Origin of the sequence: Oceanispirochaeta sp. M1, assembly GCF_003346715.1 — a bacterium.
Taxonomy (GTDB): Bacteria; Spirochaetota; Spirochaetia; order DSM-2461; family DSM-2461; genus Oceanispirochaeta.
The window spans coordinates 1-15,680 of sequence record NZ_QQPQ01000030.1 but is presented as its reverse complement, the minus strand read 5'-3'; the positions used below and the strand labels follow the sequence as shown (position 1 = coordinate 15,680).

Genomic DNA, 15,680 nt, shown 5'->3' with positions numbered 1-15,680 from the left:
TTTAAAAGTGGGAAGATTTTTCGCACTATTCTGAATATAATTTTTTGACTATCATCAGTAATTATGAAAATGATAAAAAACACAGGGATCATATTTATGTACAGTACCCTGGTATTCGGTCTGGTTATGGCATCTTTATCTGCCAGATACATTATAAAAGATTCTCAGGACAGAGCATTCCGTCTTGTTGAACAAGATTTTACACATGCTGCTTTCAAAATTTTATCCACCTACCCCGATTTTACTGATGATCAGATGAAATATAATAAAGAAGAGATCACAGGTCTTGTGATTATTGATGAGCTGGGACAGACAATTTACGACTATGGAATTATAAAAAAAGATCCTCGACTATTTGACTGGGATGAACAAAACAGCATAATTCTGATTAAAGAAGAAAATCTGGTTATTGTTAATATGATTCCCGAGCTGTTAATCCCTCCTGAATACTTAAAGTTCATTGATAACATGATGTCCTTTGAAGAGAGAAAGGTTCATATTCATATTGAGTTTCATGATGAATTTCTTGTACAGAAAATCAAAAGTACAGATTTACAGTATGGATTTATTCAATTTTTTCTTATCACTTTTTTTACACTTGCCATTCTCTCCTATCAGAGAGGATTGAATCTGAGGAACAAACTTGATGAGCAGAGGAATCTGGTAATTCTGGGTACAGCATTAAGAGTCCTGACCCATGAAATGAAAAATCCCTTAAGCGCCATCAAGCTGCAGGGTTCCTTTTTAAAGAAAAAGTACCCTCAGATTGAACAGGAAGATATCCAGATTATCAATGAAGAAGTGGATCGCTTGACCCGTCTGATGGATACAGTAAGAGATTTCCTGAAAACCCCTGTTCAAGAATCTCAAACAATCAGTCTTAATACAGCATTAAATGAAATAAAAATACAATTTCCTGAAGAGATCCAATGGGAAGTTCCAGAGATTGATCAGTACATTGACTTCAATAGAGACCGTTTCCGCTCAGTCATGGAGAACCTTCTGAATAATGCGATTGAAAGCGGCTCCTCCCTGTCTGGAATTTCTGTTCACTGTATGGTTCTGAAAAAAACAGTCAATATCAGTATTAAAGATGAGGGTACGGGCATTCCTGCAGATGTTCAACAGAGAATATTTGATCCATTTTATACAACAAAAACAAAGGGAAGCGGTGTGGGTCTTATGGTTGTAAAGAAATTTCTTGATGATAAAAACATCTGTATAAAAATCAATTCAATAGAGGGCAAAGGAACAACGGTCTCCTTCTGGCTTCCCCTTCTGAAATCTGAGAAAGGAAAGATTAAATCATGAGAGTTCTTATAGTTGATGATGAGACCAATATAAGAGAGATCTTTGTAAAACTTCTGGCTATGGAAGGGATAGATTGTGAGTCTGCGGAAAATGGTTTTGCAGCACAGCGGATAGTAGAAAATATAGATATTGATATTATTGTGAGTGACTTGAAGATGCCCGGAATGGACGGTCTTGAGTTACTGGCTTGGCTGAAAGAACAGTCTCTGGATATACCCGTTATTATGATATCAGCCTTTGGTCAGGCAGATGATGCCGTTCAAGCTCTCAAACTGGGCGCCTATGACTATATGGTGAAACCCTTTGATCCGGACGTCCTTATCCACAGGATTAAAAATGCATCCGATGCTCAAACTCTAAAAAAAGAACTCCTTTCAAAAGAAAAGAATGACAGCTATATTGCCCACTCATTGACCATGAAGCATCTTAAAACAAGAATACAAAAGATAGCTCCGACTCCCTCTACAGTACTTATCACAGGAGAGAGTGGAAGCGGTAAAGAAGTCACAGCCAGATATATTCACCAGCTCTCAGGTAATAGAGAAGGACCTTTTCTAAGTATCAATGTGGGAGGCATCCCTGAAGAACTTCTTGAAAGTGAGCTCTTCGGACATGAAAAAGGTTCCTTTACTGGAGCCGAAAGAAGGAAGATCGGTCTCTTTGAAGCTGCAGCCGAAGGGACACTCTTTCTTGATGAAATTGGGGAGATGTCTGCCGGCATGCAGGTGAAACTTCTCAGAGTTCTACAGGAGAAAACTATCAGAAGGCTTGGTGGATTGGATGAACTTCCGATCAAAGCCAGAATCATCTCCGCAACTAACAGGACTCTGGAAAATTCAATAAAAGAGGGAAGTTTCCGGGAAGACCTGTTTTACCGGCTCAATGTGGCCCGTATTGAACTGCCGCCCTTAAGAGAACGGAAGGAAGACATAATTCCTCTGACAACACTGCTTTTGAAAAATCTCAATATAAAAATGGGGAGCTCTATTAACAGTATCAGCCCCGAGGCTGTAAGTTCCCTTGAATCCTACCCCTATCCCGGAAATATCAGGGAGCTGGAAAATATTCTGGAACGGGCCTGTATCTATGCCGAAGGAACCATCATAAGCTCTGACGATCTGGAATTGCAAGATCCATCCCGAATGGCTCAAGTCCATGATAAACCAGGCAGCCTTCACGCAATGGAAAAAGAGATGATACTGGAATCACTCCTCCGCTGGGAGGGAAACAGAACTAAAGCTGCTAAAGAACTTGGTATTTCCAGGCGAACAATTCAAAACAAGCTGATTGAATATGGAATGGCAGACAGGTTGAATTAAGAGCATCTCACCACATAAAAAAACTGGAAAAAGTGGGTAAAACAGATGCATTTTACTCCGATTCCATATTAAAATTAGCTAATGAGCTCTGATCAAAAACTTTTGAAAAAACTATTCGCCTACGATATTGTCCGTTACACCACTGTGGGGATAGCAAATACACTTGTCATTTTCGGACTGTTTTTCCTATGTAATGAACTTCTCGGAGCCGGTGCCATCTGGTCTAACAGGGTGGGATATGCCGGCGGCCTTATCAGCAATTTCACCTTAAACAAACATTGGACTTTTAAAACACATAAATATAACTTTTTAGAGATTGTTCTTTTCCTTATCTCCTTTGCAGTTTCCTATATTGTACAATTTCTGATCTTCCGCCTGCTGATGGACAGTCTGGGGTGGAGAGACGGCGTTTCCGCACTGCTGGCCTACCCTCTATATGGTCTTATCTTCTATTTCCTGTGTAAATATATGGTCTTCACAGCCAGAGCAGATGCCCAGGCTTAAAGCTGATCCTTCCATTCAGAATATATCCTGCGGAGATCTGCAGATCTATCCTCATGGGGCATAAAAAGAGAGTCCATCAGTTCAAGTACCGTATCGTTCTCTACAGTTTCAAACAGATATTTGAAAAAATAGGCGTAGTAGATTACAGCTTCTTCATCATAGGCAAGCTGTGTCTCTTGTACAGATTTAAACCGCCGGAGATCCAGTTCATATATATCTTCCAGATACTGAATATCAATCCCTGCCAGCATGGAATAGATTTCTGCCGACGGATCTCTGCCGGGATACTTTGAAAAATACCTGGAATAAATACTGGGGAATCCCGAGAGCATAAATTTAAAAAGAAGTGCATCTGTGAGTTCTGCCTGGCTCTTTGAATCATTGAGATAGTAATCAGGATTGTTCTCACATAGAAGCAGGGTCACATAGGAATACAGGAAAAAACGTCTGCCGTAATTCTCATCATTTTTCAGTATGATAATATTCGCCACGGGGATCATATACATGGACTGTCCCGTCATATTCTGTGGATTCTCAAATAAAGTTCTCAGGTCAGTGGTTGTAAGAAGAGCCGCTTTTTCCTGCTGTTTATCATCATAGAATTGATTCTCTTTTATCCTGTCAAAGACATGCTGAATAAAATCCTCATCCGAAAGGAAGCCGACAATGTCCTTATCAGTAACATAGACTTCATATGTACTGTTCTGCTTAGGCAGTTTATCAGACAGAAACTTGGAAATACTCCATATATTATTCCTGATGATTTTGGTGGGAGCATCACTGCCTGAATAGAGTTTGATATTCCCCCGGCGGTTAGACCTATAAGTATCGCCGCCATAGCGGGTGCAGCCGGAGAGTGCGATTATCAGAGCCAGGGCGAATAGTAGTTTTTTCATATACCTTCAATTGTGGGAGATGATTTCAAATTGTCAAATAAACAGCTCAGGAGAGACAGCATATTTTTGACATTATCCCAATAAGCTGGAAACAAATTCCATAGTATCAAACTGCTTTTCTCTGAGCTCCTCTAATTGATTCTGAATAAAGCTGTCATGGTGATCAATTGTTTTTGTATGAACCTGAATCATCAGAACAACATCATCCTTTGAAATTTCACCATCCACAGCGGCTATTCCTGCCAGATAAAACCGAATAAAGGCATAGCGGACAGTTATCATTAAATATCCATCAAAGATATTATCATTCACTGTAAAAGGAAAATTACCCTGGAACATGGAGTTCACCAGGTAATGCTCAAAGAGATAACTATGCTCTCTCATAAAGGGATCTAAAACAGTATTGAGGGCCTCTTCATAAAGCTGAGCTTTTTCTTTTAGGGGCCTGTCCTCCATTAAGTTGAACCCGGCCAGAACCTTTTTCGTTAAATCAATAAACTGGCTGCTGTCAATCTCAGAAAAAACTTGTAGAGATTCGATTGCATTTCTAAAAAATCCAAGCTGGAATGTATGATTATCCGGAACCATCAAGGGATCATGACTGTTATTTCTATCAGATTGTTCTGAGCGGCTGATCTTATGCAGCTCATATCCCAGCTTTAAAAGTCTATCTGTAATACAGAGCTCTCTGTTCTGAATGGCTGCAATGGACATGCTGCGCAGTTCTTTAATCCGGCGGATAGGTGACCCCTTCCATCGCTTGTCTTTTGTGTCCACCGCACTATTGATAATATGCTTATTGAGTGAAATATCTTCCTCAATGAATTTGATAGGATCCCTGCTTTCCAGTAATTTCCGCACTGCTTCCGGACAGGACATATAGAGAGAGAGTTCATAACTTCCATCCAGAATGTTATAGACTCTTGGATAAGAGGAACAGACATTTGAGAGGTAGTCTTCACCCAGATTGATATATATCCTGCAAAGCTTATTTTCATTGAGGAAGGGGCAGTATTTGGACTCCTGCATACGAGCCCGACCATAATCGACCTCATCACAATGACTCTCTTCATTTCTATGGATATGCTTTACAAACTCTTTCTTCATCAGCATATCTTTAGTTCGGAAGTATCTGCGGTATGTTATTTTATCGATATCAATATTCCATCCGATGCAGCAGCTGTCTTCGCAGTCACCGGCGATGCATTCAAATCCCTTGACATAGGATGGACTTATGATTTTAGTCAGTTTTTTCATGGTTTGATGAACAGTAGACTATAAATAAAAACTATTGGCAAGTAATCTGGGTCGTTTATAGATCTCCTGCATAATAGGAGTCTAATACTGAGTTGAAGATTCTAAGAGATTCTGCATCAGAAAGGATTCCAACATGATTCGCATTTATACCGATGACCCTCTCAGCACTATTCTGAGCCCCAGGGTATAACTGGCTGCTCAATGTAACAGAACCATCATCATTTTCTGAGTTGAATAGACTACCCTTACCTTCATAGGCAAAGAATAAAAAATGTTTAGTTTCTGTGGGAAGAGAAGATGCATAGAGTCCTTGTATAAACGGACTTTCAGGAACCATATCATACCATGACGGGACAATTGCCGGCGCATTGGCAACACCCTTTGCTGCTGATGCATGACCATTCCAGGGGGTAGCAAAGGTCAGATACAGAGGGATCTGTATGCCGGGGTAGTTTTCCTTGTATTTGATAATGGCAGATCTGCTGACCAGTCCTCCCATACTGTGGGCTACTACAATCAAAGATTCATGGGGATATGTTATATTCAACTCATGCATCAGTTGTGCCAATTGTTTGCTCACACTGTCCAGATCGAAACCTGAGGGATAGTAATATACCCAGGGCTGATATAAAGACTTATCCAGACTATCAATCAGTGAAGAGAAATTTTGTGGAGTACCAAGGGCACCATGTACAAAAAGAACAGGTATTTTTGAGGGATCATAGGGTTCTGTAAAATAGACTTTTGCCCCGAATTCATTGAAAAACGAGAGGGGTGACCAATACCCGTTTTCTGCATTGCTCATAGAAAAAATATCATTGTCAATATTGACAATACTACCTATAAAATCTTTCCTCCATTTTAAGATTTTTGTTACCTCATCCGCTGCTGCTTCAGTGATTGAAGGAGGAAGTGATGCCTTTCCATCTAAGTTCAATTCAATAGAGATCCATTCATCAACAAGTGACTGATCGGGAAACTCAGTATCGATTCCCTCAATAAATATCCCTGACGGTTCCTCTTCCTGGTGCATTCCATCTCGATTATCATCTCTAAAAGCCACAAGAGAGTATTTTCCCGGAGCTATCAATATCTCAAATGTTTTTTCTGAACCCAAGACCCAATACTTGGCGTTGCTTTCAGCCAACTCCGGCCATAGAACCAATACATAAGGACTTGTCTCATTCACCCTTTCATGAGTATCAATAATTTGACCTGATATGGTAATGGCACTGTTAAAATTATCATTGTCTTTCTGGAGACGAGAAAACATACAACTATCGAACATAAACATCATTATTATTAATAAGACTGGATGAAACTTCACAACTGCCCCCTGAGATATAAAAGAGTATACCCAGAAATTGAGAATATCGGGTATTTAAAATCAACATTGATATACTCAAACAGGAATCAAATCCAGATTTTTCCATTTCTCGCTTTATATTTAAGATATGGAGAAGAATCCGTCTAATGTTGAAGAGATAAAAAAGAAGCTTGAAAGCATTATGAATGATGCCCTCGAAGCCGCAAGCCGGGACAAGGCCTTTGATCTGGAAAAACGGAGCAGGGAACTTGGGCTCAGCGATGCAGTCCTTTATAGCGCCCGGAAAGTCCTGGATCGTCTTCAGCTGAAATGAATCCGCCGCTACAGCTTTGGAGCAACCAGTACTTACAGGGCTTTATACAGAACTCATTTGATCCTGATTTCCTCAATCCAATATTGTATCAGCAATGGTATCATCGGTAATTAAATAATTAGCAAATCGATTTTCAAGAGCCACCCTGACAGTATCAGCCTTATGTTTACCGGAACCAGCAATAACAATGCGCCCCCCTTTGTCAGCCTTATCTTTCAGATTCTTCAGACCTATTGATTTGATCAGAGATTCAGGCTGATGTTCACCTATATTGGAAACTATCTCAGGAAAGAGGATCTCCTTACCCGATGAATCCAACAAATGATAATTTAGGTCACCGATGACACCCTTCTCTCTTATATTCTCAACAACACCCTGTCCTCTGACAGAACGGATCATTTTTTCATAGAGTCCTTCATTGGAAAATGTCCCTATCCCGAGGAATGCCGCATCGGCCAGAAGCATAGAGCTGAAGACCTGCTCTTCATTCATTGTATCCGTAACGATACCGTAACCAGTCCCCTTGTACATAAAACTGGAGATAAGTGCTGTTGCTGAGATTGGAAAATCCACGGGTGAATTTGTAAAATTCAAAGGGAAAAGATTCAGATTTTCTACAGATCCCCTGGGTATGAAATCTAAAATTCTTGCTATTGTAAAACCATTGGAGAGACCGATACGAAACCCCGGTTTCTTGATCGACCAGTCAATAATCCACTCCGCTCCATACCGGGCTATCAGCATTTCCCGAAGGATTTTATGCTTTATATGCCCTGATTTCGTAACTACAATATGATCCGCCGGTATATTAAATTTTTTGCCGATTCTCTGTTCTTTTGTTTTATCTCTTCCAAAATTCAGATTAGTCAAAGCTTTATGTCTCAAATGATAAATATCAAGAAAGCAATTATTAATAAATTTTGACCGATCATCAACAAGGGCGGCCTGATCCGGATATTCTGTTTCATACCAGTTGAAGATTTCATCCTCATCCAATCCTTCCAGTGCCATATCAAAAAACTTAATCTTGTATTCTTTTAAATTGATAAACTGATTAGATAAATCATGTTCCGGGTCATTTGAACTTTCCTGAATTGATTTCAATATGATGCCTGCCGAAACTCCGAAATAATTACAGATATTTATCAGATTCTGTGCAGATGATGTAAAATCCTTTTCCCATGTCTGGTATGTTCTTAATGGCATTGAGAGTGCCTCGGCCGTTGCGGCCTGTGACAATCCGTTCAGGACTCTGAGTTCTTTTATTCTTTGAGCAATAGATAAACCGGCATCCATAAAACAATCACCATACTTTATTCATATTTTAATCTATGGCTAATTGTATATTAACATGAGTATAAAATCAATAAACTGCGTACAATATATTGACAGCACATTATTTTGACTATACCATGTATTTATACGCAATATTATGCGCTCATAAAAAAGGAGATGTTTATGAAAAAACTAGGTTTTCTATTACTTGTTTTATCAATTGTAAGTACCGGATTAGTTTTCGGAAGTGGTGAACAGGAGAAGGCAGCAGGTCCCGTTGAACTGAATTGGTATGCCCATGCATCAACATTCAATAATACTCAGGAAGCAATAATTGCAAAGTTCAATGAGACAAATCCTGATATCACAGTAAATCTTATTGAATTGCCGGAAAACACTTCCGACAAACTGCAGGCACTGCTCATTGCCTTGAGAAGCGGAGACGGATCAATCGATTTTTTCAATGCAGATGTAACCTGGACTCCCATCTTTGCTTCAGCAGGACTGATAGAAGCTCTGGATGATCACTTTCCAAAATCAGAACAGAAACAATTTCTTCCCAGCACAATAGATGCTGCCAGCTATAATGGTAAGATATGGGGAATGCCTTTCAGAACAGATGCCGGAGTTCTTTACTACAGAAAAGACTTACTGGAACAGTATAATAAAGAAGTTCCTGCCACATGGAATGAACTTAAAGATACTGCCAATGAAATAGTAACTGCCGAAAGAGCCGCCGGAAACGTAATGTACGGTTTGGCCGGATCGATGAAGCAGTATGAAGGTCTTACCTGCAATGCTGTAGAGTGGTTCTACTCAAACGGTGGAACTGTTCTTGATAAAAACGGAAACGTAGTAATCAACTCTCCTGAAAATGTTGAGATTCTGACTCTGGTAAAAGAGATGGTTGATCTTAAGCTGTTCCCCGAAGGAATACTTTCCTATGGAAGCGGTGATGTAAGAGCATCAATGTTCCAGGGAAACCAGGTGTTCATGAGAGCATGGCCTAAAGCCTATGCATTGTCTCAGAATCCTGATAACTCACAGGTGAGCGGACTTCTGGGTGTTGCAGAACTTCCCAAGGGTGAAAGCGGAAAAAGAGGTCACAGTACACTCGGCGGTTGGCAGCTCTTTCTTTCAGAAAGCTCAAAAAACAAAGAGGCAGCTCTCACATTCATGAAATTCTATTCCGGTGAATATGCCATGAAAATGCATGCTCTCAATGATTCATATCTTCCTGCAAGAAAGTCTCTCTACTCGGATGAAGAGATTCTCAAGGAGATCCCCTTCTTCGGTATGATTGAAGATGTTCTGTCCAATGCCGTTCCCAGACCGAAATCTCCTTTCTATGCAGAAACATCAGCTATCATTCAGGTAGAAGTTCAGAACGCCCTTTCCGGTAAAAAGTCGGTAGAGCAGGCTCTGGCAGATGCTCAGGCTGAAATGGAAAAAGTCGGAAAATAAATAATTCAGTAATTGAATATTCACAGGGGATTGTTTCTAAACCTTATGAAACAATCCCCTTCATTAATTCACTATAATGAGGTTTATCAGGTATGACTCGTAAACAGATGGGATATCTTTTCGTTATTCCAACGATGTTTTTATTTCTAGTGCTGGCAATATATCCGGTATTCAAAACACTGTATTTAAGCTTTTTTGAATATAGACTTCAATTCGGTGAAGTAAAAACTTTCATTGGCTTTAACAACTTCATCAAACTTTTTACTACAGAACGTTTTTATACATCCTTCAAATTCACAATACTTTTTACAATTACAACCGTGACAGTCGAAGTGGGGCTGGGGCTTCTCTTTGCTCAGTTTATGAATATGGACTTTAAAGGTAAATCCCTGCTGAGAATTGTTGTGCTGATTCCCTGGGCAATACCTACGATTGTCAGTGGTTTTATCTGGCGTTTCATGGTCAATGATCAGTATGGAGTTGTTAACCAGATATTACAGAATATCGGTTTGATCGAATCCTTTATTCCATGGTTGAGCAGATCCGGTACAGCTTCTGCAGTGTTGATTTTTGCAGACATCTGGAAAACAGCACCCTATGTTTCCCTACTGGTTCTAGCAGGCCTTCAGAACATCAATGAAAGCCTCCTTGAAGCAGCATCTATTGATGGTGCAGGGAAAATTAAAACCTATAGGTATATTACTCTGCCTGCACTCAAGCCAGTACTGGCAACAGCAGTATTATTCAGGCTGATCCAATCATTCAAAGTTTATACAATAATTGTTGCTCTGACGAATGGAGGCCCTGCAAACAGTACAGAATCACTGACTCTCTACACACTGAGAACCTATTTTGATTCGGGGAACTATGGCTATGGCTCAGCACTTGCCAGCTTTACTTTTGTTGTAACAGTGCTGATTGCTCTTATGTTTTTAAGAGTCATTCAAAATAAAATTAGTAATTAGGAGATAATAAATGATTAAGAGAAAAACCGATTTTGTTATCTTTTATCTTTTTGCCCTGTTTTTCATTGTAACCATAGGCTTTCCATTTTTCTGGCAGGTATCAAACTCCTTCAAATTAGAAAGAGAGATTTTTGATATTAAATGGCTTCCATCTGTACCGACAATATCAAATTATACAGAAGCTTTTATAAGGCAGCCTTTACAGACCTTTTTACTGAACAGTTTCATCATTGCCGGACTATCAACGGCCTTTGCCATGATCCTGGGCAGCATGACAGCCTATGCCATTGCCAGAACAGATATTAAAGGAAAAAAGATAATTCTTCTGGTTATTTTATCGGTTTCCCTCCTGCCCCCGATTGTTATAATCAGTCCTATCTATAATATCATCCGGAGTATTCACCTCCTGAACACCCATGCTGGATTGATTATCGTCAATACTCTTTTCTGCCTTACGACTACAGTCTGGTTTTTGACCCCCTACTTTCAGTCCGTACCGAAAAGCCTGGAAGATGCCGCCGAAATAGATGGAGCATCTCCATTTTTATGTTTTGTTAAGATAATGATACCCATTGTCATGCCCGGTGTTTTTACAGTTGGAATTCTCTCCTTTATTGGAGCATGGAATGAATATTTATTTGCACTGGTTATGAATCCGGTAAGAGTAAAGACAGTAACAGTCGGACTTAAAATGTATGAATCTGATAATTATATTCCCTGGGGTACACTTATGGCTGCCTCGGTAGTCATTGTTATTCCTCTTATTGCGGTAGTGCTTATTCTTCAGAAAAAAATAATCAGCGGACTTATGGCCGGAGGACTCAAAGAGTGATTCTAAATAATGGAAGCCCTTTTCGATTCAAGGAACTTTCGGGCACAAGCTGGTACAGTCGTTTTGTCGCTGAGGAGTATTACATACTGCTGGATCAATATCCAGAACGAGTCATCATAGAGGATAAAGAGCTACTGGGGATTATTGCTAAAACTGACAAGAGTTATTCTCTTTACAGAGAGATGATTATAGATTTTTTTCTGAAATCCAAGGAGAAGATTGATGAGTACTCCTACTGGGATATTCTCATTTCATTAAGAAAAATTAAAAGAGATATATTCGGTGAGACAGATTTAATAAATGCGCCTGAACAGGCCCTTGAGAAATCTGAATTCCATAAGAATAAACCATCTGAAACATGGTTGGAAAGCATTAATAACTGTATGATTCAGAAGAATCCTAATAAAAAAATATGGATTCAGAATGATCTGAAGACCAAATTTGACCAGGCGAATAAGATTTTGTTTATCCCCTGGGACTATCAGCATTTTGAACTGGAAATTTCCACATGGCTGAATCCCTACATAGATGAAAAACAGATAGAGATTCTATGTTTTGATGATCCTCTTTACAGAAGCATCACATCAGAATTTGCTTTAATGGTATTAGAGAAACTTAACATAGAGTCAATTTCCGTGCAGAGATTAGATCCAGAAGAAATTGAAATTGATTACTTCAGGGATTATATAACATCGGGAGGCTCAATATTTACTACGGGTATCTGGCCGTTCTTATCTCTTTTTAAAGACATATCCCCTATTCTCTTTGCCGTTGATAATTCCCAATGGTGCTCCAGAGCACTTTTCCAGTACTCCTACGATATCAGCGGAAACAGCAGCATCCTCTTAAAAGAGGGAAATTACAAAGACATATTAATAGATCTGAACGGTACAAACGGCATATCTGCAGCAGGCTGCCTGGAGGAACCCTTCAAGGCAGATATTGACATATCCGGAGTTCAGTACAGCGCGACAAATATTATTGATCATATCAAGGGGTCTTCCCCCCTTAACTTCCCTGAAAAACTTTTTGAAAACAGGAAGTGGATATCAGGTTTAAAAGAGTTCAATCATGTAGATTATAATTCTGATTTTTTTAAAATTGTCGGAGAGAAAGCAATACAATGCGGTATAAATGAGCAGGATGCGGTTCTCATATCATCGGTCATTTCAGATGAGAGCTCCACAGAGGTAAAGCCCTTATTTTTTGATTCCATGACAGATGTTAATGAAATATCTGTTGCGGGCTACGGGTTTCTCTCCTGTTTTAACTACTATTTCACATCCAATCTTGTCAAATTATATAATAAGAAGGCTCCAAGGGGACAAGAACTCAATATTGAAAATTTCTTTATTGACTATATGGGTCTTTTTGATGGAAATGTAAAATTCGAATCTCTCCCTCTTTATAAAAAAGCATTCCTGGGCAGTACAAAAGAGGGTTCACTTTTTGCAGGTCATTATGGGATAGAAAAAGTGACAATGACACTGGGTGCTGAGCATTTTGAGTTTGACAGCGATTCAATAAACAAAGAGGAGACTGATGATTCAACAGGAATTTACCTGCCGGGATTTGAAGAAGATACAGTGGGGAAAGGCCGCTTCTGTATTGCCATAATCCAGGATCAGATTATTTTCAAGGGAACCGGCCCCTGCAGAATACCTCCGGTAGGAGCTGTAATAGTTCTAAATGAAGCGGTATCAATTCAAGGGGATACTGTTAATTTTTCTGTTGATTTTAAAGACCTTCCTGTTCAAAAAAAGGATATAAGCTGGATGATAGGCGGGTTCAATCTCCTGATAGATTCTGGAATCAATAACTATGAGACCCCGGAGGAAAGCATGGGATCTCTGGAACGGGAGGGCTGGCTATCCACACAATCGCAGCAAACCCAGGAAACACAGTTGAACCCGGAAAAACGAGAACCCAGATGTGTTTTCGGCAGAACATCTCAAAAAAGATTGATTCTGGCTGTTATTTCTGGCCGTTCAAGAATATCCTGCGGTGCAACGTTTTCAGAAAGTACAAAATTTGTCCGGGAATTATTAAAAGAAAATGAAAAACTTGATTTTCTGATTAATTTTGACGGAGGTGCATCGGCATCTCTTATTGCAAATGATAACGGCAGCTGTAAGAATCTAAGTATGACAGCTCCTTCGGCAGGTAATCCTGCGGGTATCCCCAGAAGACTGAACACATACTTTTCACTGAACATAAAATAACAGATCAAGGAAACAAACATGAACTTTGCCATAGTCATCAATGTGTATATTGATGTTAATGAAACACACCCCAATCCTTTTGACCATCCGACAAGTCTGATTAGATTTGAAAATGAAAACACCTTCATGACAACCCTTGAGAGCATCAGAAAACTGAAAACCGAGACTACAGACAGTTTAAGGATATATACAGTAGCCTCCGCTACTCAGCAGAGCAGTGAATTTGATGAACTAATCAGGGAAAAAATATCAGAATGTTTTAAAGACTTTCCTTATAATTGGCTGCTCTTTACAAACAGTGATATCAGACTGTTACGGGAAAAAACAGGATCTGCTTTTTTATCGGAGAAAGGTTATCCTGAGCTTAGAAATGTCGGCTTTATACTGCCTTCCATCATGGGTGAGGATATCATAATTCAGATTGATGATGATGAACTCCTCCGTCCTGAATACATAGTGAAGCTGAAAGAAGTTCTAGCAGAACATCCTGATAAATACCTCTTCACTGCCCCCTATGAAAAGAACGGAACAGTACGCATTAAAACAGAAGATCCTTTAAAATCATGGAAGAAGTTTTCCCCTATGGACCGGGACATGGTCCGTTTTTATGTTGAAAGTGATAAGGCCAAAGAGAGTCTCTTTGGTTTTGGAGGGAATATGGCCCTGAGAAGGGAATTCGCAGAAACTGTTCATTATCCCCTCAATATTCCTCGGGGTGAAGATTTTTCCATGCTTCTTGCAAGCAGGCTGGTATATGAAAATGGGAATGCTCTTGCCGGGATAGAAAAAGAGAACAAAATTTTCAGATCATTTTTTCTACCCTTTGAAGAGATGACCATAATCCATAGACCTCCCTCGGAAGCCAAAAAAGATTTCCTTAATTATTTTGAAAATAATATGAACAGATTCATTATGGAATGGGGAATATTCATAAAGCAGAAAGGACTCACCATCTCTAAAATGAATGAACTCTCCTACTATATAAAAGAGATGATCGGGTATGAAGATTTTAAAGAGTATATAAGACCTGTATTCGATGAGTTGTATGAACAATATCCCTCTGATCAATTGGATGAAATGAAATCCAGACTTTTCAGTTTAATCGATAATGTTGCAGAGTCTGATCGCTGGGAAGAATACAAGGCAGAGCAGAAGCAATATATTGAATCCATGAAGAGAATAAAAACAGAGGAATTCAAAGCCCAGGTTCTTGAATATGGAAGCCGAACTGCCGTTGCATCAGGAGATTGATCTCCATTCCCCCGTTCCCATCGCCACGGACCTGTCAGGTATCTATTTCTGATGCAGTGAATCGATTTCCTTCAACTGTTCATGAGAGAGATGATTCACCTTGATGGTGTTCATGGAATGAATACTCATCTCAGCAGCGGCTTCCAACACCTCCATTCGATCAAAAGCCTGGAGCAAAGTTTGCCCTACCGTCAAAACACCATGATTCTCCAATAGAACAGCATTTGCTCCCTTGGACAGGGAGGTCGAAACAGTATCACCCAAGGCTTCTGTACCCATCAAAGCATAGGAGGCAAAAGCAGGCTCTTTAAGTAAAAAACGGGCTTCTGCCAGCAGGTCTGTATTGATCCTGGATGATCCGGCTGCAGTATAAAGGCTGGCATATTTAGGATGGGCATGGACAACACATTTGATATCGGGTCTTGCTCTTAGAATTTTTAAATGCATATCCGTTTCTATACTGGGTTTGAGAGCGCTTGAAAGATTCTCCCCATCCAAAGTCATCAATGCTATCTGCCGAAAATTGATGAGTCCCTTATCCAATGCAGAGGGGGTGATCAGAACATGAGATTCCCCGACACGAAGGCTGATATTCCCCCCGGAACACGTTGTTAGTCCGTAAGCGCTAATATCTCCCCGTGTTGACTGATCGTCTATGGGATGAGTTCTTCTTTATCAATGTTCCATGGAAGCAATTGTTCCAGATCCTGATTAGTATTGGCCAGTGGAATTTTCTCAAATATA

14 protein-coding genes are annotated in these 15,680 nt (G+C 39.8%); 9 read left to right on the top strand and 5 right to left on the bottom strand.

The window, feature by feature from the left end; genetic code table 11:
* Window positions 1–63 precede the first annotated feature (63 nt).
* The 3 genes from DV872_RS18620 (at window position 64) to DV872_RS18610 (ending at window position 3,134) form a co-directional block, all read left to right on the top strand.
* A complete protein-coding gene (locus DV872_RS18620; protein ID WP_114631467.1) occupies window positions 64–1,311 on the top strand; it encodes a PAS domain-containing sensor histidine kinase in 1,248 nt (415 codons plus the stop codon).
* The gene (locus tag DV872_RS18615; protein ID WP_114631466.1) at window positions 1,308–2,630 is read left to right on the top strand and encodes a sigma-54 dependent transcriptional regulator; all 1,323 of its coding nucleotides are present in this window, start codon (window positions 1,308–1,310) and stop codon (window positions 2,628–2,630) included. The genes DV872_RS18620 and DV872_RS18615 overlap by 4 nt, the downstream gene beginning before the upstream one ends.
* A gap of 81 nt (window positions 2,631–2,711) precedes the next feature.
* Window positions 2,712–3,134, top strand: a complete 423-nt coding sequence (locus DV872_RS18610; protein ID WP_114631465.1) for a GtrA family protein — start codon at window positions 2,712–2,714, stop codon at window positions 3,132–3,134.
* Here DV872_RS18610 and DV872_RS18605 read toward each other — a convergent pair.
* From DV872_RS18605 to DV872_RS18595, 3 genes are all read right to left on the bottom strand, one after another.
* Window positions 3,131–4,030: a hypothetical protein gene (locus DV872_RS18605; protein WP_114631464.1), complete on the bottom strand. Its 900-nt coding sequence runs from the start codon at window positions 4,028–4,030 to the stop codon at window positions 3,131–3,133. The genes DV872_RS18610 and DV872_RS18605 overlap by 4 nt on opposite strands.
* 72 nt (window positions 4,031–4,102) lie before the next feature.
* Window positions 4,103–5,287, bottom strand: coding sequence for a flagellin lysine-N-methylase (fliB, locus tag DV872_RS18600; RefSeq protein ID WP_114631463.1), 1,185 nt, complete (start codon window positions 5,285–5,287; stop codon window positions 4,103–4,105).
* Window positions 5,288–5,342: 55 nt separating this feature from the next.
* Window positions 5,343–6,575: a hypothetical protein gene (locus DV872_RS18595; RefSeq protein ID WP_158547050.1), complete on the bottom strand. Its 1,233-nt coding sequence runs from the start codon at window positions 6,573–6,575 to the stop codon at window positions 5,343–5,345.
* Window positions 6,576–6,741: 166 nt separating this feature from the next.
* Here DV872_RS18595 and DV872_RS18590 point away from each other — a divergent pair, with 166 nt between their 5' ends.
* On the top strand, window positions 6,742–6,927 hold the full coding sequence (locus DV872_RS18590) for a hypothetical protein (protein ID WP_114631461.1): 186 nt from the start codon (window positions 6,742–6,744) through the stop codon (window positions 6,925–6,927).
* A gap of 72 nt (window positions 6,928–6,999) precedes the next feature.
* Here DV872_RS18590 and DV872_RS18585 read toward each other — a convergent pair whose 3' ends face one another.
* On the bottom strand, window positions 7,000–8,223 hold the full coding sequence (locus DV872_RS18585; RefSeq protein ID WP_114631460.1) for a sugar-binding domain-containing protein: 1,224 nt from the start codon (window positions 8,221–8,223) through the stop codon (window positions 7,000–7,002).
* A 162-nt stretch (window positions 8,224–8,385) separates the two neighbouring features.
* On the opposite strand from DV872_RS18585, the gene DV872_RS18580 reads away from it, so the two are divergent.
* The 5 genes from DV872_RS18580 to DV872_RS18560 all read left to right on the top strand — a co-directional run bounded on the left by DV872_RS18580 (window position 8,386) and on the right by DV872_RS18560 (window position 14,936).
* On the top strand, window positions 8,386–9,666 hold the full coding sequence (locus tag DV872_RS18580; RefSeq protein WP_114631459.1) for an ABC transporter substrate-binding protein: 1,281 nt from the start codon (window positions 8,386–8,388) through the stop codon (window positions 9,664–9,666).
* A 92-nt stretch (window positions 9,667–9,758) separates the two neighbouring features.
* Entirely contained in the window at window positions 9,759–10,631 is an 873-nt protein-coding gene (locus tag DV872_RS18575; RefSeq protein WP_114631458.1) for a carbohydrate ABC transporter permease, read from the top strand.
* A 10-nt stretch (window positions 10,632–10,641) separates the two neighbouring features.
* Window positions 10,642–11,463: a carbohydrate ABC transporter permease gene (locus DV872_RS18570; protein WP_114631457.1), complete on the top strand. Its 822-nt coding sequence runs from the start codon at window positions 10,642–10,644 to the stop codon at window positions 11,461–11,463.
* Window positions 11,460–13,685, top strand: a complete 2,226-nt coding sequence (locus DV872_RS18565) for a phosphodiester glycosidase family protein (protein WP_114631456.1) — start codon at window positions 11,460–11,462, stop codon at window positions 13,683–13,685. The genes DV872_RS18570 and DV872_RS18565 overlap by 4 nt, the downstream gene beginning before the upstream one ends.
* An 18-nt stretch (window positions 13,686–13,703) precedes the next feature.
* Window positions 13,704–14,936, top strand: coding sequence for a hypothetical protein (locus DV872_RS18560; protein WP_114631455.1), 1,233 nt, complete (start codon window positions 13,704–13,706; stop codon window positions 14,934–14,936).
* Window positions 14,937–14,978: 42 nt separating this feature from the next.
* Here the strand turns inward: DV872_RS18560 and DV872_RS18555 are convergent, their stop codons facing one another.
* Window positions 14,979–15,566: a class II aldolase/adducin family protein gene (locus tag DV872_RS18555; protein ID WP_255566875.1), complete on the bottom strand. Its 588-nt coding sequence runs from the start codon at window positions 15,564–15,566 to the stop codon at window positions 14,979–14,981.
* Window positions 15,567–15,680 lie beyond the last annotated feature (114 nt).